16 protein-coding genes are annotated in these 19242 nt (G+C 65.4%); 11 read left to right on the top strand and 5 right to left on the bottom strand.

The window, feature by feature from the left end:
* Nucleotides 1-49 precede the first annotated feature (49 nt).
* Together E2K76_RS02420 and E2K76_RS02415 are read left to right on the top strand one after the other, a co-directional pair.
* The gene (locus tag E2K76_RS02420) at nucleotides 50-3007 is read left to right on the top strand and encodes a valine--tRNA ligase (RefSeq protein WP_136682680.1); all 2958 of its coding nucleotides are present in this window, start codon (nucleotides 50-52) and stop codon (nucleotides 3005-3007) included.
* On the top strand, nucleotides 3007-4095 hold the full coding sequence (locus E2K76_RS02415; RefSeq protein ID WP_136682679.1) for a pyridoxal phosphate-dependent aminotransferase: 1089 nt from the start codon (nucleotides 3007-3009) through the stop codon (nucleotides 4093-4095). The genes E2K76_RS02420 and E2K76_RS02415 overlap by 1 nt, the downstream gene beginning before the upstream one ends.
* Here the strand turns inward: E2K76_RS02415 and E2K76_RS02410 are convergent.
* On the bottom strand, nucleotides 4092-4397 hold the full coding sequence (locus tag E2K76_RS02410; RefSeq protein WP_246032864.1) for a DUF4177 domain-containing protein: 306 nt from the start codon (nucleotides 4395-4397) through the stop codon (nucleotides 4092-4094). The genes E2K76_RS02415 and E2K76_RS02410 overlap by 4 nt on opposite strands.
* 55 nt (nucleotides 4398-4452) lie before the next feature.
* On the bottom strand, nucleotides 4453-5823 hold the full coding sequence (locus E2K76_RS02405; protein ID WP_136682677.1) for a class II 3-deoxy-7-phosphoheptulonate synthase: 1371 nt from the start codon (nucleotides 5821-5823) through the stop codon (nucleotides 4453-4455).
* Between the two features lie 147 nt (nucleotides 5824-5970).
* Here E2K76_RS02405 and E2K76_RS02400 point away from each other — a divergent pair, with 147 nt between their 5' ends.
* The 3 genes from E2K76_RS02400 to E2K76_RS02390 are packed head-to-tail and all read left to right on the top strand — an operon-like array spanning nucleotide 5971 to nucleotide 9428.
* Nucleotides 5971-6963, top strand: a complete 993-nt coding sequence (locus E2K76_RS02400) for a GlxA family transcriptional regulator (protein WP_136682676.1) — start codon at nucleotides 5971-5973, stop codon at nucleotides 6961-6963.
* Between the two features lie 31 nt (nucleotides 6964-6994).
* Nucleotides 6995-8833, top strand: a complete 1839-nt coding sequence (locus E2K76_RS02395; protein ID WP_136682675.1) for an ABC-F family ATP-binding cassette domain-containing protein — start codon at nucleotides 6995-6997, stop codon at nucleotides 8831-8833.
* A gap of 19 nt (nucleotides 8834-8852) precedes the next feature.
* Nucleotides 8853-9428: a retropepsin-like aspartic protease family protein gene (locus E2K76_RS02390; protein WP_136682674.1), complete on the top strand. Its 576-nt coding sequence runs from the start codon at nucleotides 8853-8855 to the stop codon at nucleotides 9426-9428.
* On the opposite strand, the gene E2K76_RS02385 is transcribed toward E2K76_RS02390, so the two are convergent.
* Genes E2K76_RS02385 through E2K76_RS02375 form a run of 3 tightly spaced genes read right to left on the bottom strand, consistent with a single transcriptional unit; the run spans nucleotide 9417 to nucleotide 11786 of the window.
* Nucleotides 9417-9890 (bottom strand): GNAT family N-acetyltransferase, encoded by a 474-nt coding sequence (locus E2K76_RS02385; RefSeq protein WP_220432164.1) that lies wholly within the window; start codon nucleotides 9888-9890, stop codon nucleotides 9417-9419. The two genes, E2K76_RS02390 and E2K76_RS02385, sit on opposite strands and share 12 nt — an antisense overlap.
* Nucleotides 9872-10306 carry a DNA polymerase III subunit chi gene (locus E2K76_RS02380; RefSeq protein ID WP_136682987.1) on the bottom strand — a complete coding sequence of 145 codons (435 nt, stop codon included), beginning with the start codon at nucleotides 10304-10306 and terminating at the stop codon, nucleotides 9872-9874. Before E2K76_RS02380 ends, E2K76_RS02385 begins: the two co-directional genes overlap by 19 nt.
* A 13-nt stretch (nucleotides 10307-10319) precedes the next feature.
* Nucleotides 10320-11786, bottom strand: a complete 1467-nt coding sequence (locus E2K76_RS02375) for a leucyl aminopeptidase (RefSeq protein ID WP_136682673.1) — start codon at nucleotides 11784-11786, stop codon at nucleotides 10320-10322.
* A gap of 131 nt (nucleotides 11787-11917) precedes the next feature.
* Here E2K76_RS02375 and lptF point away from each other — a divergent pair, with 131 nt between their 5' ends.
* Genes lptF through rsmA form a run of 6 tightly spaced genes read left to right on the top strand, consistent with a single transcriptional unit; the run spans nucleotide 11918 to nucleotide 19221 of the window.
* On the top strand, nucleotides 11918-13015 hold the full coding sequence (lptF, locus tag E2K76_RS02370) for an LPS export ABC transporter permease LptF (protein ID WP_136682672.1): 1098 nt from the start codon (nucleotides 11918-11920) through the stop codon (nucleotides 13013-13015).
* Nucleotides 13012-14103 carry an LPS export ABC transporter permease LptG gene (gene lptG, locus E2K76_RS02365; protein WP_136682671.1) on the top strand — a complete coding sequence of 364 codons (1092 nt, stop codon included), beginning with the start codon at nucleotides 13012-13014 and terminating at the stop codon, nucleotides 14101-14103. Before lptF ends, lptG begins: the two co-directional genes overlap by 4 nt.
* Complete coding sequence (locus E2K76_RS02360) at nucleotides 14103-16232, top strand: LPS-assembly protein LptD (protein WP_136682670.1); 2130 nt, start codon at nucleotides 14103-14105, stop codon at nucleotides 16230-16232. The genes lptG and E2K76_RS02360 overlap by 1 nt, the downstream gene beginning before the upstream one ends.
* Nucleotides 16233-16260: 28 nt before the next feature.
* On the top strand, nucleotides 16261-17439 hold the full coding sequence (locus tag E2K76_RS02355) for a peptidylprolyl isomerase (protein ID WP_136682669.1): 1179 nt from the start codon (nucleotides 16261-16263) through the stop codon (nucleotides 17437-17439).
* Nucleotides 17436-18395 (top strand): 4-hydroxythreonine-4-phosphate dehydrogenase PdxA, encoded by a 960-nt coding sequence (gene pdxA, locus E2K76_RS02350; RefSeq protein ID WP_136682668.1) that lies wholly within the window; start codon nucleotides 17436-17438, stop codon nucleotides 18393-18395. Before E2K76_RS02355 ends, pdxA begins: the two co-directional genes overlap by 4 nt.
* Entirely contained in the window at nucleotides 18382-19221 is an 840-nt protein-coding gene (gene rsmA / locus E2K76_RS02345) for a 16S rRNA (adenine(1518)-N(6)/adenine(1519)-N(6))-dimethyltransferase RsmA (protein WP_136682667.1), read from the top strand. The genes pdxA and rsmA overlap by 14 nt, the downstream gene beginning before the upstream one ends.
* Nucleotides 19222-19242: the final 21 nt, after the last annotated feature.

Here is a 19242-nt window from a genome sequence, read left to right as displayed (position 1 = left end):
CGGCCGCGCCAGCCTGTATTCCCTGCACCAACACTGGGGAATGCGACAGATGCCGATGGAAAAGACCTTCAACGCCGCCGAGGCCGAAGCCCGCGTTTACGCCATGTGGGAGGAGATGGGCGCGTTCCGCGCAGGGGCCAACGCCTCGCGCAGCGAAACCTTCTGCATCATGATCCCCCCGCCGAACGTGACGGGCAGCCTGCATATGGGCCACGCGTTCAACAACACGCTTCAGGACATCCTGGTGCGCTGGCACCGGATGCGCGGGTTCGACACGCTGTGGCAGCCGGGCACCGACCATGCGGGCATCGCGACGCAGATGGTGGTGGAACGCGAACTGGCGCTGTCGCAGCAGCCCGGGCGACGCGAACTGGGCCGCGAGGCGTTTCTGGAAAAGGTCTGGAACTGGAAGGAAAAGTCGGGCGGCACCATCGTCGGCCAGCTGAAACGCCTTGGCGCGACCTGCGACTGGGACCGCGAAGCCTTCACCATGTCCGGCAACTTCCCCGAGGCCGTGGTCAAGGTCTTCGTCGAGATGTATCGCAAGGGCCTGATCTATCGCGGTAAGCGCCTCGTGAACTGGGACCCGCATTTCGAGACTGCCATCTCGGATCTGGAGGTCGAGAACAACGAGACCCCCGGCCATATGTGGCATTTCAAATACCGTCTGGCGGGCGGTGAAACCTATGAATATGTCGAGCGGGACGAGGACGGCACCGTCACCCTGCGCGAGACGCGCGACTATATCTCCATCGCGACCACGCGCCCCGAGACGATGCTGGGCGACGGCGCGGTCGCGGTGCATCCCAGCGACGAACGCTATGCCCCCATCGTTGGCAAGATGGTCCATCTGCCGCTGTGCGACCGTCTGATCCCGATCATCACCGACGAATACCCGGACAAGACCTTCGGCTCGGGCGCGGTGAAGATCACGGGCGCGCATGACTTCAACGACTATCAGGTCGCCAAACGCGCAAACCTTCCGATGTACCGCCTGATGGACACCAAGGGCGCGATGCGTGACGATGGGCTGTCCTATGCCGAAACGGTGATCCGCGCGCGCGAGATCGCAGCCGGATCGCCGACAAACGAGGCCGAGGTCGACACCCTCAACCTCGTCCCCGAGAAATACCGCGGGATGGACCGGTTCGAGGCGCGCGCCGCCGTGGTGGCCGACATCAATGCCGTCGGCCTTGCCGTGACCGAACTGGTCAAGACGATCGACCCCGAAACCGGGTCCGAGCATCTGGAACGCCGCCCGGTGGTCGAGAGCAAACCGATCATGCAGCCCTTCGGCGACCGTTCCAAAGTGGTCATCGAGCCGATGCTGACCGACCAGTGGTTCGTGGATACGGACAGGATCGTCGGCCCCGCGCTGGACGCCGTCCGCTCGGGCGAGACGCAGATCCTGCCCGAGCGCGACGCCAAGGTCTATTTCCACTGGCTGGAGAATATCGAGCCGTGGTGCATCTCGCGCCAGCTTTGGTGGGGCCACCAGATCCCGGTCTGGTATGGCCCGCGCAAGGTGCCGCAATCGGAAGAAGGCGCGGCCCCCTTCGACTGGTCCGAAGTGGTTCCCTTCTGCGCCGCGACCGAGGATGAGGCCCGCGCCCAGATGCGCGACTATTACGGCGAATACGCGCTGGTGCCCGCCGCCAGCCGCGAGGAAGCCATCGGTGATTCCGCCGAACAGGCACCCGACATCAACGCCGTCAGCTATTGGCGCGACCCGGACGTGCTGGACACCTGGTTCTCGTCCGGCCTCTGGCCGATCGGCACGCTGGGCTGGCCCGAACCGACGCCGGAACTGCAGAAATATTTCCCGACCAACGTGCTGGTCACCGGCTTCGACATCATCTTCTTCTGGGTCGCCCGGATGATGATGATGCAGCTGGCCGTCGTGGATCAGGTGCCGTTCAAGACCGTCTATGTTCACGCGCTGGTGCGGGACGAGAAGGGCAAGAAGATGTCCAAATCCTTGGGCAACGTCCTCGACCCGCTGGAGCTGATCGACGAATACGGCGCAGATGCCGTGCGCTTCACCCTGACCGCCATGGCGGCGATGGGCCGCGATCTGAAGCTGTCCACCGCGCGGATCGCGGGTTATCGCAACTTCGGCACGAAACTGTGGAACGCCTGCCGCTTTGCCGAGATGAACGGCGTCTGGGAAGGCCACACCACGGGCGACGCGCCGCAGGCCGACGCTACGGTGAACCGCTGGATCATCGCCGAAACCTCTGCCGTGCTGGCCGAGGTGAATGCGGCGCTGGAAAACTACCGCTTCGACGTGGCGGCCAACGCGCTGTACGCTTTCGTCTGGGGCAAGGTCTGCGACTGGTATGTCGAGTTTGCCAAGCCCCTGTTCGACGGCGAACATGCCGACGAGACCCGCAGCACGATGGCATGGGTGCTGGACCAGTGCATGATCCTGCTGCACCCGATCATGCCCTTCGTCACCGAGGAGCTTTGGCAGACCACCGGCACGCGCAGCAAGCCGCTGATCCACACCGACTGGCCCGAGCACGCGCATTCCGACGATGCCGCGCTGCGCGAGATGACCTGGGTGATCCGCGTCATCGACGACGTGCGCTCGGCCCGCGCGCAGGTGCGCGTTCCGGTCGGGTTGAAGCTGGACGTGCTGTCGCTCGACATGGACGGGACGGCCCGCGAGGCGTGGAGCCGGAACGAAGCCCTGATCAAGCGTCTTGCCCGGATCGAGACGCTGACCGACGCCGCGTCCGCGCCGAAGGGAGTCACCGTGGCTGTCGAAGGGGCGACCTTCGCCATCCCGCTGGAAGGCATCATCGACATCGCCGCCGAACAGACGCGCCTGCAAAAGACGCTGGAAAAGCTGGAGAAGGACATGAACGGGCTGCGCGGGCGGCTGAACAATCCCAAGTTCATCGCCTCCGCCCCCGAAGACGTCGTCGAGGAGGCGCGCGAGAACATCGCCCTGCAAGAGGCCGAGGCCGCCAAGCTGCGCCGCGCGCTGTCGGAAATCGCCTGATGCCGCGCTATACTCCGCTGGTCGAAAGCCTGCCCGCCACTGTGCCCTTCATCGGGCCGGAGGTTCAGGAACGCCAGCGGGGGCGCGGCTTCGCTGCCCGGCTGGGCGCGAACGAAAACGTGTTCGGCCCCTCGCCCCGCGCTGTGGCGGCGATGGCAGAGGCGGCGCGCGATGTGTGGATGTATGGCGATTCCGCCAGCCATGATCTGCGCGAGGCGCTGGCTGCGCATCACGGCGTCGCCATGTCGAATATCGTGGTGGGCGAAGGGATCGACGGGCTGCTGGGCTATCTTGTTCGGCTGATGGTGGCGGAAGGCGATGCGGTGGTCACATCGAACGGTGCCTATCCGACCTTCAATTTCCACGTCGCGGGTTTTGGCGGCGTGCTGCACAAGGTGCCTTACCGGGGCGATCACGAAGACCCGGATGCGTTGCTGGCCAAGGCGGCAGAGGTCGGCGCGAAGCTGCTTTACATCGCCAACCCGGACAATCCGATGGGCAGCCATCACGGGCGCGAACGGATCGAGGCGATGATCGCCGCGATGCCCGAAGACACGCTGCTGGTTCTTGACGAAGCCTATGTCGAGCTTGCGCCCGAAGGCACTGCCGCACGGGTGGACCCCGAAGACCCGCGTGTGATCCGGATGCGAACCTTTTCCAAGGCTTATGGCATGGCCGGTCTGCGCGTAGGCTACGCGCTGGGCGCAAGCGACCTGATCCGCAGCTTCGACAAGGTGCGCAACCATTTCGGAGTGGGCCGCATCGCGCAAGCGGGGGCACTCGCGGCGTTTCGCGACGCAGAATGGCTGGCGACGACGCGCAAGCGCGTTGCCGCAGCGCGGGACGAGATCGCCCGCATCGCGCGTGACAACGGACTGACGCCCCTGCCCTCGGCCACCAATTTCGTGACCCTCGATTGCGGTCGGGACGGCGATTATGCGCGCAGCGTCGTGGCAAGGCTGGCCGATCTGGGCATCTTCGTACGGATGCCCTTCGTGGCCCCGCATGACCGCTGCATCCGAATCAGCGCCGGGACCGAAGCGGACCTTGCCGCCTTGGCCGAGGCGCTGCCGAAAGCTTTGGCTTAGACCACGCGGGCCGGGCCGACGACCGGCGTCACGCCTTCCGGCATCGTCGCGATGGGCGCCGGTGCGGTTTCAGCCACTGCACGGCGAAAGACCAGAACGTGGTGATAGACCATCGTGCGCTTGGTCCAACCGCTCCGCTCCTCAGAGGGCAGCGCATCGGAGCGCACATATTCCCAGCCGTCGCGTCCCATCTGGTTCATGATCGTCGCCAGTGCCGCTGCATAACGGTCGGACGGTGTCTTCGCCCCGCGCAGCTTCTCGCCCTTCTTCGGGGCGGCAACAACCTGGTATTCGTAACGCATCACGGGCTCCCTGCGATTCAGGCCGGAAACTAACGCCCCCGGCCCGGATTGCCAATCAAAGCGCGATACGGCGCCCTTCGTCGCGGCGCGAGGACAATTCCTCGGCCACCAGGAACGCGAGTTCCAGCGACTGGCTGGCGTTCAGGCGCGGGTCACAGGCGGTGTGGTAACGGTCCGACAGATCCTCGTCCGTCACGGCGCGCAGACCGCCCGTGCATTCGGTCACGTCCTTGCCGGTCATCTCGAAATGCACGCCGCCGGGGATGGTGCCCTCGGCCTTGTGGATCGCAAAGAAATCGCGCACCTCAGACAGGATCGCGTCGAACTGGCGCGTCTTGTATCCGGTCGAGGATTTCATGATGTTCCCGTGCATCGGATCGCAGGACCAGACGACGTTCGCACCTTCCTCCTGCACAGCCTTGACCAGACGCGGCAGGTGATCGCCCACCTTGCCCGCACCGAAACGCGCGATCAGGGTCAGACGCCCCGCCTCGTTTTCCGGGTTCAGCTTTTCCAGCAGCACCTTGAACTCGTCCACCGTGGTGGACGGGCCGCATTTCAGGCCGATCGGGTTCAGCACGCCCTGACAGAATTCGACATGCGCGCCGTCCGGCTGCCGCGTGCGGTCGCCGATCCAGATCATGTGGCCCGACCCCGCCACCGGCTTGCCGGTGATGCTGTCGATGCGGCACAGCGCCTCCTCGTATTCCAGCAGCAAAGCTTCGTGGCTCGTCCAGAAATCGACCGTCTGCAGCGTATGCGCCGTGTCCGGGTTGATCCCTGCCGCCGTCATGAAGTCCAGCGCGTCGGAAATGCGGTTCGACAATTCGCGGTAACGCTCGGCCTTGTCATGTTCGGCAAAACCCAGCGTCCATGCGTGGACGCGGTGGATATCGGCAAAGCCGCCGGTCGAGAATGCGCGCAGCAGGTTCAGCGAGGCCGCAGCCTGCGTATAGGCCTGAAGCATCCGCGACGGATCGGGAATCCGCGCCTCGGGCGTGAAGTCGAAGCCGTTGATGATATCGCCGCGATAGCTGGGAAGCTCGACCCCGCCCACGGTTTCCATCGCCGCCGAACGCGGCTTGGCGAATTGCCCCGCCATGCGACCCACTTTGACGACCGGCACCTTCGCACCATAGGTCAGCACGACCGCCATCTGCAGCATCACGCGGAACGTGTCGCGGATGTTGTCCGCACCGAATTCGGCAAAGCTTTCGGCGCAGTCACCGCCTTGCAGAAGGAACGCGCGGCCTGCCGCAACCTCGGCCAGCTGCGCCTTCAGCTTGCGCGCCTCGCCTGCAAAGACCAGCGGGGGATATTTCGCAAGTTGCTTCTCGACCGCGTTCAGCGCGGTCTGATCGGGATAATCCGGCATCTGCACGCGCGGCTTTGCGCGCCAGTCGGATTTCGTCCAGCCCTTGGTCATGTCATCCTCCGCCATCAGTCAGGCAATCTTGCGCGTATAGGGCAAAACCGTGGCAAAAGCCAAGAGGTCAGTTAGCGCCAACGGCCCCTTGCGGACATGTCGCATTTCTGTTGCTGTTGCGCAAAACCGACACCGACAGGTCGCCAGATGTCCACCGAGACTCGCAAAGCCACCCAGGTCGCGAAGATGACGGCGCCGCGCCGCTTCGTCTTTCTGCTTCTGGATCGCTTCACCATGCTTTCCTTCGCCTGCGCGATCGAGCCGCTGCGCATCGCCAACCGCGTCGCGGGCCAAGAGCTTTACACTTGGAAACTGGCCGGCGAAGGTGGATTCGCGACCTGCTCCAACGGTGCCGCGTTCAAGCTGGACATGGGGCTGGAGGAATTGGAGCGCGAGGACACGCTGCTCGTCTGTGGCGGGATCGACGTGCAGAAGGCGACCACGCGCCCGATCACAAGCTGGCTGCGGCGCGAGGCGCGGCGGGGCGCGGCCGTCGGCGGGCTTTGCACCGGCGCCTATTCGGTCGCCAAGGCGGGCCTTCTGGATGGGCGCAAGGCCACGATCCACTGGGAAAACCATGACGGCTTTCTGGAGGAGTTCGAGGAGGTCCAGCTTACGAAGTCCGTGTTCGTGATCGACGGCAACCGGATTTCCACGGCGGGCGGCACGTCCTCGATCGATCTGATGCTGCGGATCATCGCGCAGGATCAAGGGGATGCGCTGGCCAATACCGTCGCGGACCAGTTGATCTATTCCGCCATCCGCACCGATCGCGACACGCAGCGCCTGTCCATCCCGACCCGCATCGGCGTTCGGCATCCCAAGCTGTCCGAGGTCATCAAGAAGATGGAAGCCGCCATCGAAGACCCGATCAGCCCCGCCGATCTGGCCGAGGAAGTGGGCATGTCCACCCGCCAGTTGGAACGCCTTTTCCGCCGTTACCTCGCCCGCAGCCCAAAGCGGTATTACATGGAATTGCGGCTGTCCAAGGCCCGCAACCTTCTGATGCAGACCGACATGAGCGTCATCAACGTCGCCCTTGCCTGCGGCTTCGCCAGCCCGTCGCATTTCTCCAAATGCTATCGCGCGCATTACGACACGACGCCTTATCGCGAACGCGGAACCCAAGCGCCCCATTGACCTTGTGCGGGGCTTCGGGCAAGCCCCACGCATGCTGCGTATCTCGGACATCACCTATTCCGTCGAAGGCCGCCCCCTGTTCGAGGGGGCCTCGGCCACCATTCCCACCGGCCACAAGGTCGGCCTTGTCGGGCGCAACGGCGCGGGCAAGACGACGCTGTTCCGGCTGATCAAGCGCGAACTCGCGCTCGAAGGGGGCGACATCAGCCTGCCCGCCCGGTCCCGCATCGGCGGCGTCGCGCAGGAGGTGCCATCCTCGTCCACCTCGCTTCTGGACACGGTGCTGGCGGCGGACACCGAACGCGCGGAACTGCTGGCGGAATCAGAAACCGCGACCGATCCGCATCGCATCGCGGAAATCCAGACGCGCCTGACGGACATCGACGCCTGGTCTGCCGAAGGCCGCGCCTCGGCGATCCTCAAGGGTCTGGGCTTCGATGCCGAGGCGCAGCTGCGCCCCTGTTCTGATTTTTCGGGCGGCTGGCGGATGCGGGTCGCGCTGGCGGGCGTTCTGTTCGCCCAGCCCGACCTTCTGCTGCTGGACGAGCCGACCAACTATCTGGATCTGGAAGGCGCGCTTTGGCTGGAAAGCTACCTTCAGAAATATCCGCATACCGTGCTCATCATCTCGCACGACCGCGGCCTGCTGAACCGCGCGGTGCAGGGCATCCTGCATCTGGACAGCAAGAAGCTGACCTACTGGACCGGCCCCTACGACCAGTTCGCGCGCCAGATGGCCGAACGCCGCGCCGTGCTGACCGCCGAGGCAAAGAAGCAGGACGCCCGCCGCGCCCATCTGCAGGCCTTCGTGGACCGTTTCAAAGCCAAGGCATCCAAAGCCGCGCAGGCCCAGTCCCGCGTGAAGCAGCTTGAAAAGATGGAGACGATCACCCCGCCCGAGGAAGCCCGCCAGCAGGTCTTCACCTTCCCCGAGCCGGAGGAGTTGTCACCCCCGATCATCAACATCGACAACGCCGCCGTCGGTTATGACGGCAAGGCGGTGCTGCGCAAGCTGAGCCTGCGGATAGATCAGGATGACCGGATCGCCCTTCTGGGGCGCAACGGCGAAGGAAAGTCAACTCTTTCCAAATTGTTGGCCGGAAAACTTGAGACTTTGGGTGGGCAGATCACCCGGTCATCGAAGCTGCGCATCGGCTATTTCGCGCAGCATCAGGTGGACGAGCTGCATATTGACGAAACGCCATTGCAGCACGTCCAGCGCGTCCGTCCCGCCGAAGGGCAGCCGCGCAACCGGGCGCGACTGGCGGGCTTCGGCCTTGGCGCGGATCAGGCCGATACCGCCGTGGGTCGTCTGTCGGGCGGGCAGAAGGCGCGGCTTTCGCTGCTGCTGGCGACAATCGACGCGCCGCATCTCTTGATCCTGGACGAGCCGACCAACCACCTTGATATGGAGTCGCGGGAGGCGCTGGTCGAGGCGCTGACCACCTATTCCGGCGCAGTCGTGCTCGTCAGCCACGACATGCACCTGCTTGGGCTGGTCGCGGACCGGCTCTGGCTGGTCAAGGGTGGCGAGGTCGCGCCCTATACCGAAGATCTGGAAGCCTATCGCCGCCAACTTCTGGCCGGGGACGAGGTTGAAAAGCCCGCCAAGCCCGCGCCCGAGAAAAAGAAGGTCAGCCGCGACGAGGTTCTGGCCCTGAAGGCCGAGGTCCGCAAATGCGAGGACCGGCTGGAGAAGCTGAACGACATGCGCGACCGGCTGGCCAAGAAACTTGCCGATCCTGAACTCTATGCCCGCCCCGGCGAGGCTGAAACCTGGCAGAAGAAATATGCCGAGGTGATGGAAGGGCTGGACCGCGCCGAAGCGCTGTGGATGAAAGCGCAGGAGAAGCTGGAGGCGGCGGCCTGAAACCCCTATATCGAAGGGTATGGAATCCTTCGATATCGGCCGCCTTGGTTATCTCGCTCTGCTTCTGGTCGCCGTGGGCGGCTGGATCATCGTTGAATATCGCGGGCGTCTGGGTGTTGCCCTTCGCACCGGGATGGCGTGGGGGCTGATCTTCCTTGGCGTCGCGGCAGGGTATGGGCTGTGGCAGGACATGGGCCTGTCCATCGCCCCGCGCCAAGCCGTTCTGCAAAGCGGCGAGGTCAGCATCCCGCGCAGCCCCGATGGCCATTACTATGTCACGCTGGAGGTGGAGGGCACGCCGATCACCTTCCTTGCCGACACCGGGGCAACCTCGGTCGTGTTGTCGCAGGCAGACGCGCAGCGGCTTGGCATCGACACCGGAACGCTGAATTACCTCGGCACCGCCTATACCGCGAACGGCCCGGTCAAGACGGCGCGGGTGCAGCTTCGGGATGTGACGCTGGGGCCCCTGACCGATCCGGTGCTGGAGGCTTTCGTGAACGATGGCGAGATGGACGGATCGCTTCTGGGGATGAGCTATCTTGGCCAGTTCCGGGTCGAGATCGGTGGCGACAAGATGATCCTAAAGCGTTGAGAACGCCTGCGGATAGACGATCCGACCCGTTGCAGGGACCTCGCCGAGCGGCAGCAGCATCAGATAAGGCCCAGCATAGACGCAGGCGAATCCCGCAGCCGCCTCCACGCTGAACCCGAAGCGGGTGTAATAGGCCGGATCGCCCAGCACGACGATCGCGTCCCACCCGGACGCGCGCGAAATGGCCGCGCGGATCAGGGCGGCGCCCACACCCTGCCCCTGCCAGACCGGCTCCACCGCCACCGGCGCAAGGGCCAGCGCGCGGAACGGAGCCTCCAGCGCCGAAAGCAGGATATGCCCCAGAAGTTCCCCGTCCCGTTCAGCCACCAATTCGATCGCGGCAGGGCGCAGGGCCGTCACCAACGCCGCCTCGCCATCGCCATCGAAGGCACGGCGCAGCAGCCCGGCTATGGCGGTGTGATCGGCGGATCGCGCGTCGCGGATCAGCGTTTCTGTTCCCACCGACCGCTCTCCTCGGACCAGTATTGCGCGTCCACCCCGGCGCCGGTCACGTCCCGCCACTGCGCACGGGCGCGGGCCAGCGCGCTATCGTCCATCCCGTCGAACAACACCCAAAGACGGTCCAGCGGCGCCGCCTCGTCCGGGCTGAAATCCGCGCCGTCCATGATCATCAGGCAGTTGGCACCATTGCCGATGGCACCGGTGCCCAACAGCACCGGCTGCGCGGCGTCGTGACTGCCGCCCTCGACCCCGTGCGGCAGGAAGCTGTCGTCGCTGGCCGTCCACAGCGCCTCGTCCAACTGTGCCAGCCGCGCGGCGGGCGCGCGCAGCATCACCCGCCATCCTGCCTGCACGGCCCGGGTCAGCAGATTGAACGCCGTCTCCTCGGCGGTCGAGCGTGTCAGGTGATAGAACATCACCGCCAAGGGCTTACACCTCGTAATTGTCGCGGATCAGACGGTTCAGCGCCAGCACGCCCCAGCCCGTCGCACCCTTCGGCGCCAAGGTGCTGTCGGTCTTGAGCAACGCGGTCCCGGCGATGTCGAGGTGAATCCACGGCGTCTCGTCCTTGACGAACCGCTTGATGAAATGCGCGGCGGTGATCGAGCCGCCTTCGCGCCCGCCGACGTTCATCATATCGGCGATGCGCGATTTCAGCTTGGCGTCATGGGCGTCGGCCATCGGCATGCGCCACGCGCCCTCATCCTCGGCCTTGGCCGCCGACAGGAAGGCGTTGCAGAAGCCATCATCGTTGGAAAACACGCCCGTATGCTCGTGGCCCAGCGCGACGATGATCGCCCCGGTCAGCGTTGCAAGGTCGATCAGGCCCGAAGGCTGGAACCGTTCCTGCGCATACCAGATCACATCGGCCAGAACCAGACGCCCCTCGGCATCGGTGTTGATGACCTCGATCGTGTCACCTTTCATCGACCGCACCACGTCGCCCGGACGTTGCGCCCGCCCGTCCGGCATGTTTTCGACCAGACCGACCAGACCGACCACATTGGCCTTCGCGCCCCGCAGTGCCAGCGTGCGCATGACGCCCGCGACGGTGCCCGCGCCGCCCATGTCCATCGTCATCTGCTCCATCCCGGCGGCAGGCTTGATCGAGATGCCGCCGGTGTCGAACACCACGCCCTTGCCGACCAGCGCCAGCGGCGGCTCCTCGCCCCCGCCGTTCCATTGCATGACGACGACCTTGGACGGGCTTTCCGATCCCTGCCCGACACCCAGAAGCGCACCCATGCCAAGTTCGGCCAGATCGGCTTCTTCCAGTATCTCCACCTCCAGTCCCAGCTCGTGCATGGCGGCAAGGCGGGCGGCGAAATCGTCGGTGGTCAGGATGTTGGCCGGCTCGTTCACCAGATCGCGGGTGAAGAACACGCCCTCGGCCAGCGCGGCCAGAGGGGCGGCTTCGGCGGCGACGGCTTCGGGGCCGTTCACCATCAGCACGACCTCGCCCGGAACCTTCGGCTCGGCAGTCTTGTGGGCGTTGAAGTCATAGGCGCGCATCGCCAGCCCGAAGGACACTTCAGCCGCGCGGGCCACGGTATCCGCCAGCACCAGCGTGCCCAGCGGCGACAGCGCGCGACCAATCGCAGCCCCGGCCTTGCGCGCGGCGGCCACGTCGTCGCGCCGATCCAGCCGGATCACCTGCACCGATTCTGCCGCAACCCCCGAGGGCCATGCCAGATCGACGCTGTCGCCCGGTTTCATCGCGGCGAAGGCATCCGCCTCGGCCAGCCGCTTGAGCGCGCCGCGCGTCAGCTTGTCCACGCGCCGCGCCGCCGGCCCCATCTTGCCTTCGGCCCCGACGAAAACGACGACGCGGCCTGTCGCCGCTGCAATGCCGTCAAGCTCGGGTTCGGCGAAGCGGATGGATACGGGCGTCGTCATGGGCATGTCTCCGGCGATGTTTCGCCGCGAACCGTAGCCCGCAGCCCCCCGGATGACCAGATAGCAGTTTTCCCCGCCACGGCTTTGGATTAGGTTGCGGCAAAACACGACAAGAAAACGAGAGGGCAGCGGTGGCGAGATTCGACAGATACATGCTGTCGCAGCTTCTTGCGCTTTTCGGCTTCTTTTCGCTGGTGCTCGTGGCCGTCTATTGGGTCAACAGCGCGGTGGGGCTGTTCGATCAGCTTATCGGCGACGGGCAGTCGGCGTTGGTCTTCCTTGAATTTTCGCTTCTGACGCTGCCGAACGTGATCCGTCTGGTGCTGCCGATCTCGGCCTTCGTGGCGACGGTCTATGTCGTGAACCGGCTGACGCAGGAATCCGAACTTGTGGTGATGCAGGCGACGGGGTTTTCCGCGTTCAGGCTGGCGCGTCCTGTGATGTTCTTCGGGCTGATCGTGGCGCTGGCCATGCTGATCCTGATGAATGTGCTGGTCCCGCTGTCGCGCAGCATCCTGGCCGAGCGGCAGGCGGAGATCACCGACAGCCTTGCCGCGCAATTCCTGCGCGACGGGCAGTTCCTGCACCCCGCAGATGGCGTCACTCTCTATATTCGCGAAATCGCGGCGAATGGCGAATTGCGCGAGCTTTTCCTGACCGATGCGAGGAGCCCTGCCGAAGTCACCTATACCGCCAGCCGTGCCTTTCTGGTCCGTACCGACACGGGGCCGAAGCTGGTGATGGTGAACGGGATGGCGCAGACGCTGGAACAGGGGCGGCTTTCGGTCACGCGCTTTGCCGATTTCACCTATGACCTCGGTGCGATGCTGGAGCCTGGAACGCGCGGGCCGCGCCGCATGAACGAGCTCACCACGCCCGAACTTCTTGCCCCGACCGAGGCGGTGATGACCGAGGTGAACCGCGACCGCAACACGCTGCTGTTCGAAGGGCATGACCGCATCGGCCAGCCGCTTCTGGGGCTGGCGGCGACGTTGATCGGCTTTGCCGCGCTGCTTCTGGGCGCGTTCAGCCGGTTCGGCCTGTGGCGGCAGATCCTTGGCGGGGTGGTGCTGCTGATCCTCGTGCAGCTTATCAATACCGTCGCTGGATCGTCGGGGCCGGGGATGGCCGGCGGCTGGGCGCTGGCCTATGCCGCGCCCGCATTCGGCTGCGGCGTCGCCATGTTCCTTCTGTGGTGGTCGCAACGCCCACGCCGGAGGAAAGCATGATCCTCAGCCTTTATATCGCCCGGCGGTTCCTGCGCATGGTGCTGCGGGTCTTTGCGATCTTCTTCGGCATCATGATGCTGATCGACATGCTGGATCAGCTTCGGCGTTTCTCGGGCGAGATCGGGATCGCGCAGGCGGCCCAGCTTGCGCTGCTGAACGTGCCGTCGAACATCTATACCATCCTGCCGCTGATCTTCATCCTTGCGGCCATCGCGCTGTTCCTTGGGCTTTCACGGTCGTCGGAACTGGTGGTCGTGCGGGCGGCGGGGCGGTCGGCACTGCGGTTTCTGGCAGCGCCAGTGGTAACTGCGCTGATCCTTGGGATCGTCACCGTGACGGTGCTGAACCCGCTGGTTGCCGCGACATCCGGCCGTTATGAATCGCTGTCCTCGCGGCTGCGGCATGGGACGGAACAGGTGCTGTCCGTCTCCGGCTCTGGCCTGTGGCTGCGGCAGGGCGATGCCCAAGGGCAAAGCGTGATCCAGGCGCGGCAGGCGAATGCCAACGGCACCCGTCTGACGGGCGTGACCTTCATGACCTATGACGCGCAAGGCCAGCTTGCCGAGCGTATCTGGGCGGAAACGGCGACGCTGGGGAACGGCGAATGGCAACTTGCCAAGGTCAAGCGCTGGCCGCTGGCAGTCGAGAACCCCGAGGCGGCGGCGACAGTGACCGACAGCCTGACCATTCCTTCCGATCTGACACCCGAAACCATCCGCGAGGGCTTCCGGCCGCCTTCGGGCATCTCGATCTGGGATCTGCCCGCCTATGTCCGCGGGCTCGAGACGGCGGGCTTTCAGGCCCGCGAGCACCGCGTCTGGTTCCAGAGCGAACTGTCCCTGCCCCTGCTTCTGGCTGCGATGGTGCTGATCGCCGCCGGCTTCACGATGCGCCACGCGCGCGGCGGCAAGACCGGCAGCATGGTGCTTCTGGCGCTGCTGGCCGGTTTCGGCGTATTCTTCCTGCGGAACTTCGCGCAGGTCCTGGGCGAGAATGGGCAGATCCCTGTCCTCCTTGCCGCATGGACCCCGCCTCTGGCGGCGGCGCTCGGCTCGCTTGGTCTGCTCTTGCATCTGGAGGATGGCTGATGCGCCTTCGCGCCGCCCTTTTCGCTCTCGCCCTGTCGTCCCTGCCCGCCGTTGCGCAGGATCAGGCCACGCTGGTCGCGGACCAGATGCAGATCACCAATGACTCGGTGCTGACCGCGTCGGGCAATGTCGAGATATTCTATCAGGGTCAGCGTCTGCGCGCCGGATCGCTGCGGTATGACAGAACGGCGGACAGTCTGGCCATCGACGGCCCGATCACGCTGGAAGACGGCATGGGCAGCCTGATCCTTGCCGATCAGGCGCAGCTTTCGGGCGATCTGACCGAAGGCGTGCTGCGCAGCGCGCGGATCGTGATGAACCAGCAGCTTCAACTGGCGGCCCAGCAGATCGACCGGGTGGGCGGGCGCTACACTCGGCTGGGGCGGTCGGTCGCCTCCTCCTGTCAGGTCTGCGCCGGAAACCCGACCCCGCTGTGGGAAATCCGCGCCGATCAGGTGGTCCATGACGAGGTCGAACGCCAGATCTATTTCCAGAACGCGACGCTGCGGATGGGAGGCGTTCCGGTCTTCTATGTCCCGCGCCTGCGGATGCCGGACCCGACTCTGGACCGTGCGCGCGGGGTGCTGACCCCTTCGGCGCGCACCACCTCAGCCTTCGGGACCGGGATCAAGGTTCCCTATTTCATCCCGATCGGCGATGACAAGGACCTGACGCTGACGCCCTATTACAGCACCAAGAACACCCGGTCGCTGGACCTGCGCTATCGTCAGGCGTTCGACACCGGCTGGATCGAACTGAACGGCGCCCTGTCGCGCGACGAGTTGCGCCCCGGCGACACGCGCGGCTATGCCTTCGCCGTGGCGCAGTTTTCCATGCCGCAGGATTTCACGCTGAACCTGCGCGTCGATACCGTCACCGACCCCGCCTATTTCTACGATTACGGGATGGAGGAGCGCGACCGTCTTGAAAGCCGCGCCGAACTGACGCGCACGCGGCGCAACGAATATATCTCGGCCCGGCTGATCCATTTTCACTCCATCCGGGACGAGGAGCCGAATTCCACCATCCCGTCGCTGGTGGGCGACGTAACCTTCCACCGCCGTTTCACCGGCGGGATTCTGGGCGGAGAAGCGGGCTTGCGGTTCCAGACCCACAGCCACCGCCGCACATCTTCCATCCCCTTCGACGAGGATGTGGGCGAGCTGGACCATGGGCGCGACACGTCCCGCGTCTCGCTTCGGCTGGACTGGCGGCGGAACTGGGTTCTGCCCGCGGGTATCCTCGGCACCACGCTGGGAGAGCTTTCGACCGACTTCTATTCGATCGAACAGGACAACGTGTATGGCGGCTCCACCACGCGGGTTCACGGCGGGCTGGCAGTGGAACTGCGCTGGCCGTGGATCAAGGCGGGGGCGAACGCATCACATCTGATCGAGCCGATCGTGCAGGTGGTCTGGGCGCCGGACGATGCCGCCGACCTGCCGAACGAGGATTCCGCGCTGGTGGAGTTCGACGAATCGAACCTGTTTTCGCTCAACCGTTTTTCGGGGTCCGATGCGCGGGAACAGGGCGCGCGGTTGAACCTCGGGGTCGGTTATACCCGCATCGATCCGGCCGGCTGGACGCTGGGCGCGACGGTGGGCCGGGTGATCCGTGAAAAAGACCTCGGGCAGTTTTCCGAAGCATCGGGCCTGAACGGCAAGGACAGCGACTGGCTGGCCGCGCTGCAACTGACGCTGGACGAAGGGCTGATCTTGACCAACCGGATGCTGTTCGACGACGACCTGTCCACCAGCAAGGCCGAATTGCGGGTGGACGCCGATTTCGACCGCTTCGGTCTTTCGGCCAGCTATATCCGCGTTCTGGCGGACGAGACCGAGAATCGCGACGATCCGCTGTCGGAGTTGACTTTCGACACGCGGTATCAATTCACCGACGCCTGGGCGGGCCGCACCTCCGCCCGCTACGACTTCGAGGAGGAACGCGCCGCACGCGCAGGCGTGGGGGTGGAGTTCCGGAACGAGTGCATGAGCGTGGATCTTTCCCTCTCGCGTCGGTTCGCCACCTCGACTAGTGTGAAGCCCAGCACCGATATCGGCCTTTCGGTCGATCTTCTGGGATTTGGCAGCGGCAAGAAACCCGGCCCCGCCGGAACTTGCCGCGGCTGATCCGACCATGCACGAGAGAAGACAGAAGATGACCCGCCTGACCCTTGCATTCGTCCTTGCCGCAACCGTCGCGATGCCCGCAGCCGCGCAGAACCTGTTCGCACCGCGCGTGATCGTGAACGACCATGCCGTCACCGGATGGGAGATGGAGCAGCGCGTCCGCTTCCTTGAACTGCTGCGCGCTCCCGGCGACATCCAGAAGACCGCCTATGACGGGCTGATCGACGACCGCCTGCGTCTGGACGCAGCCAGCCGTCTGGGGATCGAAGCGACGGAAGAGCAGGTCCGCGGCGGGATGGAGGAGTTCGCCCAGCGCGCGAACCTTCCGGCCGAAGAATTCATCCGCCAGATCGCCACTGCCGGGGTCGAGGAAGAAACGTTCCGCGATTTCGTCAAGGCCGGGATCGTCTGGCGCGAAGTCGTCCGCCAGCGGTATCTTTCGCGGGTGACGATCACCAATGCCGAGGTGGACCGCGCGATCGAGAATACGACCACCAGCGCCAACATCCGCGTGCTGCTGTCCGAGCTGATCCTTGCCGCGCCTCCGGGGCAAGAGGGTCAGGCGCTGGACTTCGCCGAGGATCTGGCCGCCGGGATTTCGTCCGAAGCAGAGTTCTCCGCCGCGGCCGCCCAGTATTCCGCCGCCCCATCGGCGCAGAATGGCGGCCGGATCGAATGGCTGTCGCTGAACGATCTGCCCCCGGCCCTGCGTCCGACCTTCCTTGCGCTGCGCCCCGGTCAGGTCACTAGCCCGCTGCCGATCCCGAACGGCGTCGCGCTGTTCCAGCTTCGCCAGATTCAGGAAGGCGCGCCGACCCAAAGCGCGACCGAGGTCGAAATCGCGCAATACGCCCTTGGTCCCGATGAAAGCGCGGGGAGCGTGAAGGCACGGGTCGATACCTGCGCCGACCTTTACACGGTCGCGCGTGGAAAATCCGAACAGGCGCTGCAATTCCAGACGCTGCCCACGGCAGGGCTGCCCGAGGATCTGGCGCTGGCCGTCTCGCAGATGGACTTGGGCGAAAGCGCGGTGATGAACCGTGGCGGCACGCCGACTTTCGTGATGCTTTGCGCCCGCCGTCCGGTCTCCGAAGAACCGGTGAACCGTAATGCCGTGCGCGACCAGCTTCAGAACCAGCGTCTGGGCCAGTTGGCTGAGGTCTATCTGGACGAGCTTCGCGACAACGCGATCATTCGTCAGCCGTGAAGCCCGTCGCACTCACCTGCGGGGAACCTGTGGGCATCGGCCTTGAACTTGCCGTCAAGGCCCGCGCCGCGCTTGGGACCACGCTGCCGTTCTTTTTGATCGCCGATCCGCGTCATCTGGCGGGTGCGCGGATTGCGGAGATCACCACGCCGGCGGATGCGCTTGGCATCGCTGCCGACACGCTGCCGGTGCTCCCCCATGCCTTTGCGGGTGATGCCGTGCCCGGCCAGCCCGATCCGGCCAATGCGGCCGGGGTGATCGAGGTCATCGCGCGCGCAGTGGCGATGGCGGATCAGGTGTCGGGCATCTGCACCGCCCCGATCAACAAGAAGGTGCTGAAGGATGGCGCGGGCTTTGCCTATCCCGGCCATACGGAATACCTTGCCGCGCTGGCGGGGGTGGACCGGGTCGTGATGATGCTCGCCTCGCCCGAGTTGCGGGTGGTGCCGGCGACGATCCATATCGCGCTGTCCGAAGTGCCATCCGCCCTGACACCAGATCTGCTGGAGGCGACGATCCGCATCACCCACGCCGCGCTGATCCGGGATTTCGGTATCGTTTCGCCGCGCATTGCCGTTGCCGGGATGAACCCCCATGCAGGCGAAGGCGGGACCATGGGCCGGGATGAGGAGAAGATCATCCCCGTTCTGGATGCCCTGCGCGCCTGCGGCATGACCCTGTCCGGCCCGTTGCCCGCCGACACGATGTTCCACGCCGCCGCCCGCACCCGCTATGACGCGGCGATCTGCATGTATCACGATCAGGCGCTGATCCCGATCAAGACCATCGCTTTCGACGATGGGGTCAACGTGACGCTGGGCCTGCCTTTCATCCGCACATCGCCCGATCACGGGACGGCGTTCGACATTGCGGGTCGCGGCATCGCGAACCCGTCCAGCCTGATTGCCGCCCTGAGAATGGCGGCGGAAATGGGAGCCGCCCGTGGCAACGATTGACGGGCTTCCGCCCCTGCGCGACGTGATCCGCGACCACGAACTGGTCGCCAAGAAACAGCTTGGCCAGAACTTCCTGCTGGATCTGAACCTGACCGCCAAGATCGCGCGGCAGGCGGGTGATCTGACGGCCTGCGACGTCCTGGAGGTTGGCCCCGGCCCCGGCGGCTTGACCCGCGGGCTGCTGGCCGAGGGCGCACGCCGGGTGCTGGCGGTGGAAAAGGACGCGCGCTGCCTGCCCGCATTGGCCGAGGTCGCGGACGCCTATCCCGGACGGCTGGAGGTCATCAACGGCGACGCGCTGGAGGTGGACGCCCCCGCGATGTTGAACGCGCCGATCCGGGTGGTCGCCAACCTGCCCTACAATGTCGGGACGGAGCTTCTGGTTCGCTGGCTGACGCCGAAGCAATGGCCCCCGTTCTGGGAAAGCCTGACGCTGATGTTCCAGAAGGAAGTGGCCGAGCGGATCGTGGCGAAGCCGGGATCGAAAGCCTATGGCCGCCTTGCGCTGCTGGCGCAGTGGCGCGCGGATGCCAAGATCGTGCTGACCCTGCCGCCCGAAGCCTTTACACCCCCGCCAAAGATCCATTCCGCCGTGGTTCACCTGACCCGGCTGGATCAGCCGCGCTTTCCCGCCGACGCGGCGATCCTGTCGCGGATCACGGCGATGGGGTTCAATCAGCGGCGCAAGATGCTGCGGTCGAGCCTGAAGGGCCTTGCCCCGGATATCGAGGACAGGCTGCGCGCGGCGGGGATCGCGCCGACGGCGCGGGCCGAGGAAATCCCGCTTGAGGGGTTCTGCGCCCTCGCCCGCGAAATCGCCAAATGAAAAGGCCGCCCGGTTGGGCGG

The sequence above is a fragment of the Falsirhodobacter xinxiangensis genome (assembly GCF_004959935.1).
GTDB classification, from domain to species: Bacteria; Pseudomonadota; Alphaproteobacteria; order Rhodobacterales; family Rhodobacteraceae; genus Falsirhodobacter; species Falsirhodobacter xinxiangensis.
The sequence above is the reverse complement of the archived record's forward strand: the minus strand, read 5'-3'. Positions and strand labels throughout refer to the sequence as shown.

What these genes read in the sequence shown, in the direction of transcription:
- E2K76_RS02420 (WP_136682680.1), top strand. Translation starts at nt 50, where the DNA reads ATGCCGATGGAAAAGACCTTCAACGCCGCCGAGGCCGAAGCCCGCGTT.
- E2K76_RS02415 (WP_136682679.1), top strand. Translation starts at nt 3,007, where the DNA reads ATGCCGCGCTATACTCCGCTGGTCGAAAGCCTGCCCGCCACTGTGCCC.
- E2K76_RS02410 (WP_246032864.1), bottom strand. Translation starts at nt 4,397, where the DNA reads ATGCGTTACGAATACCAGGTTGTTGCCGCCCCGAAGAAGGGCGAGAAG.
- E2K76_RS02405 (WP_136682677.1), bottom strand. Translation starts at nt 5,823, where the DNA reads ATGACCAAGGGCTGGACGAAATCCGACTGGCGCGCAAAGCCGCGCGTG.
- E2K76_RS02400 (WP_136682676.1), top strand. Translation starts at nt 5,971, where the DNA reads ATGTCCACCGAGACTCGCAAAGCCACCCAGGTCGCGAAGATGACGGCG.
- E2K76_RS02395 (WP_136682675.1), top strand. Translation starts at nt 6,995, where the DNA reads ATGCTGCGTATCTCGGACATCACCTATTCCGTCGAAGGCCGCCCCCTG.
- E2K76_RS02390 (WP_136682674.1), top strand. Translation starts at nt 8,853, where the DNA reads ATGGAATCCTTCGATATCGGCCGCCTTGGTTATCTCGCTCTGCTTCTG.
- E2K76_RS02380 (WP_136682987.1), bottom strand. Translation starts at nt 10,306, where the DNA reads ATGTTCTATCACCTGACACGCTCGACCGCCGAGGAGACGGCGTTCAAT.
- E2K76_RS02375 (WP_136682673.1), bottom strand. Translation starts at nt 11,786, where the DNA reads ATGACGACGCCCGTATCCATCCGCTTCGCCGAACCCGAGCTTGACGGC.
- lptG (WP_136682671.1), top strand. Translation starts at nt 13,012, where the DNA reads ATGATCCTCAGCCTTTATATCGCCCGGCGGTTCCTGCGCATGGTGCTG.
- E2K76_RS02360 (WP_136682670.1), top strand. Translation starts at nt 14,103, where the DNA reads ATGCGCCTTCGCGCCGCCCTTTTCGCTCTCGCCCTGTCGTCCCTGCCC.
- E2K76_RS02355 (WP_136682669.1), top strand. Translation starts at nt 16,261, where the DNA reads ATGACCCGCCTGACCCTTGCATTCGTCCTTGCCGCAACCGTCGCGATG.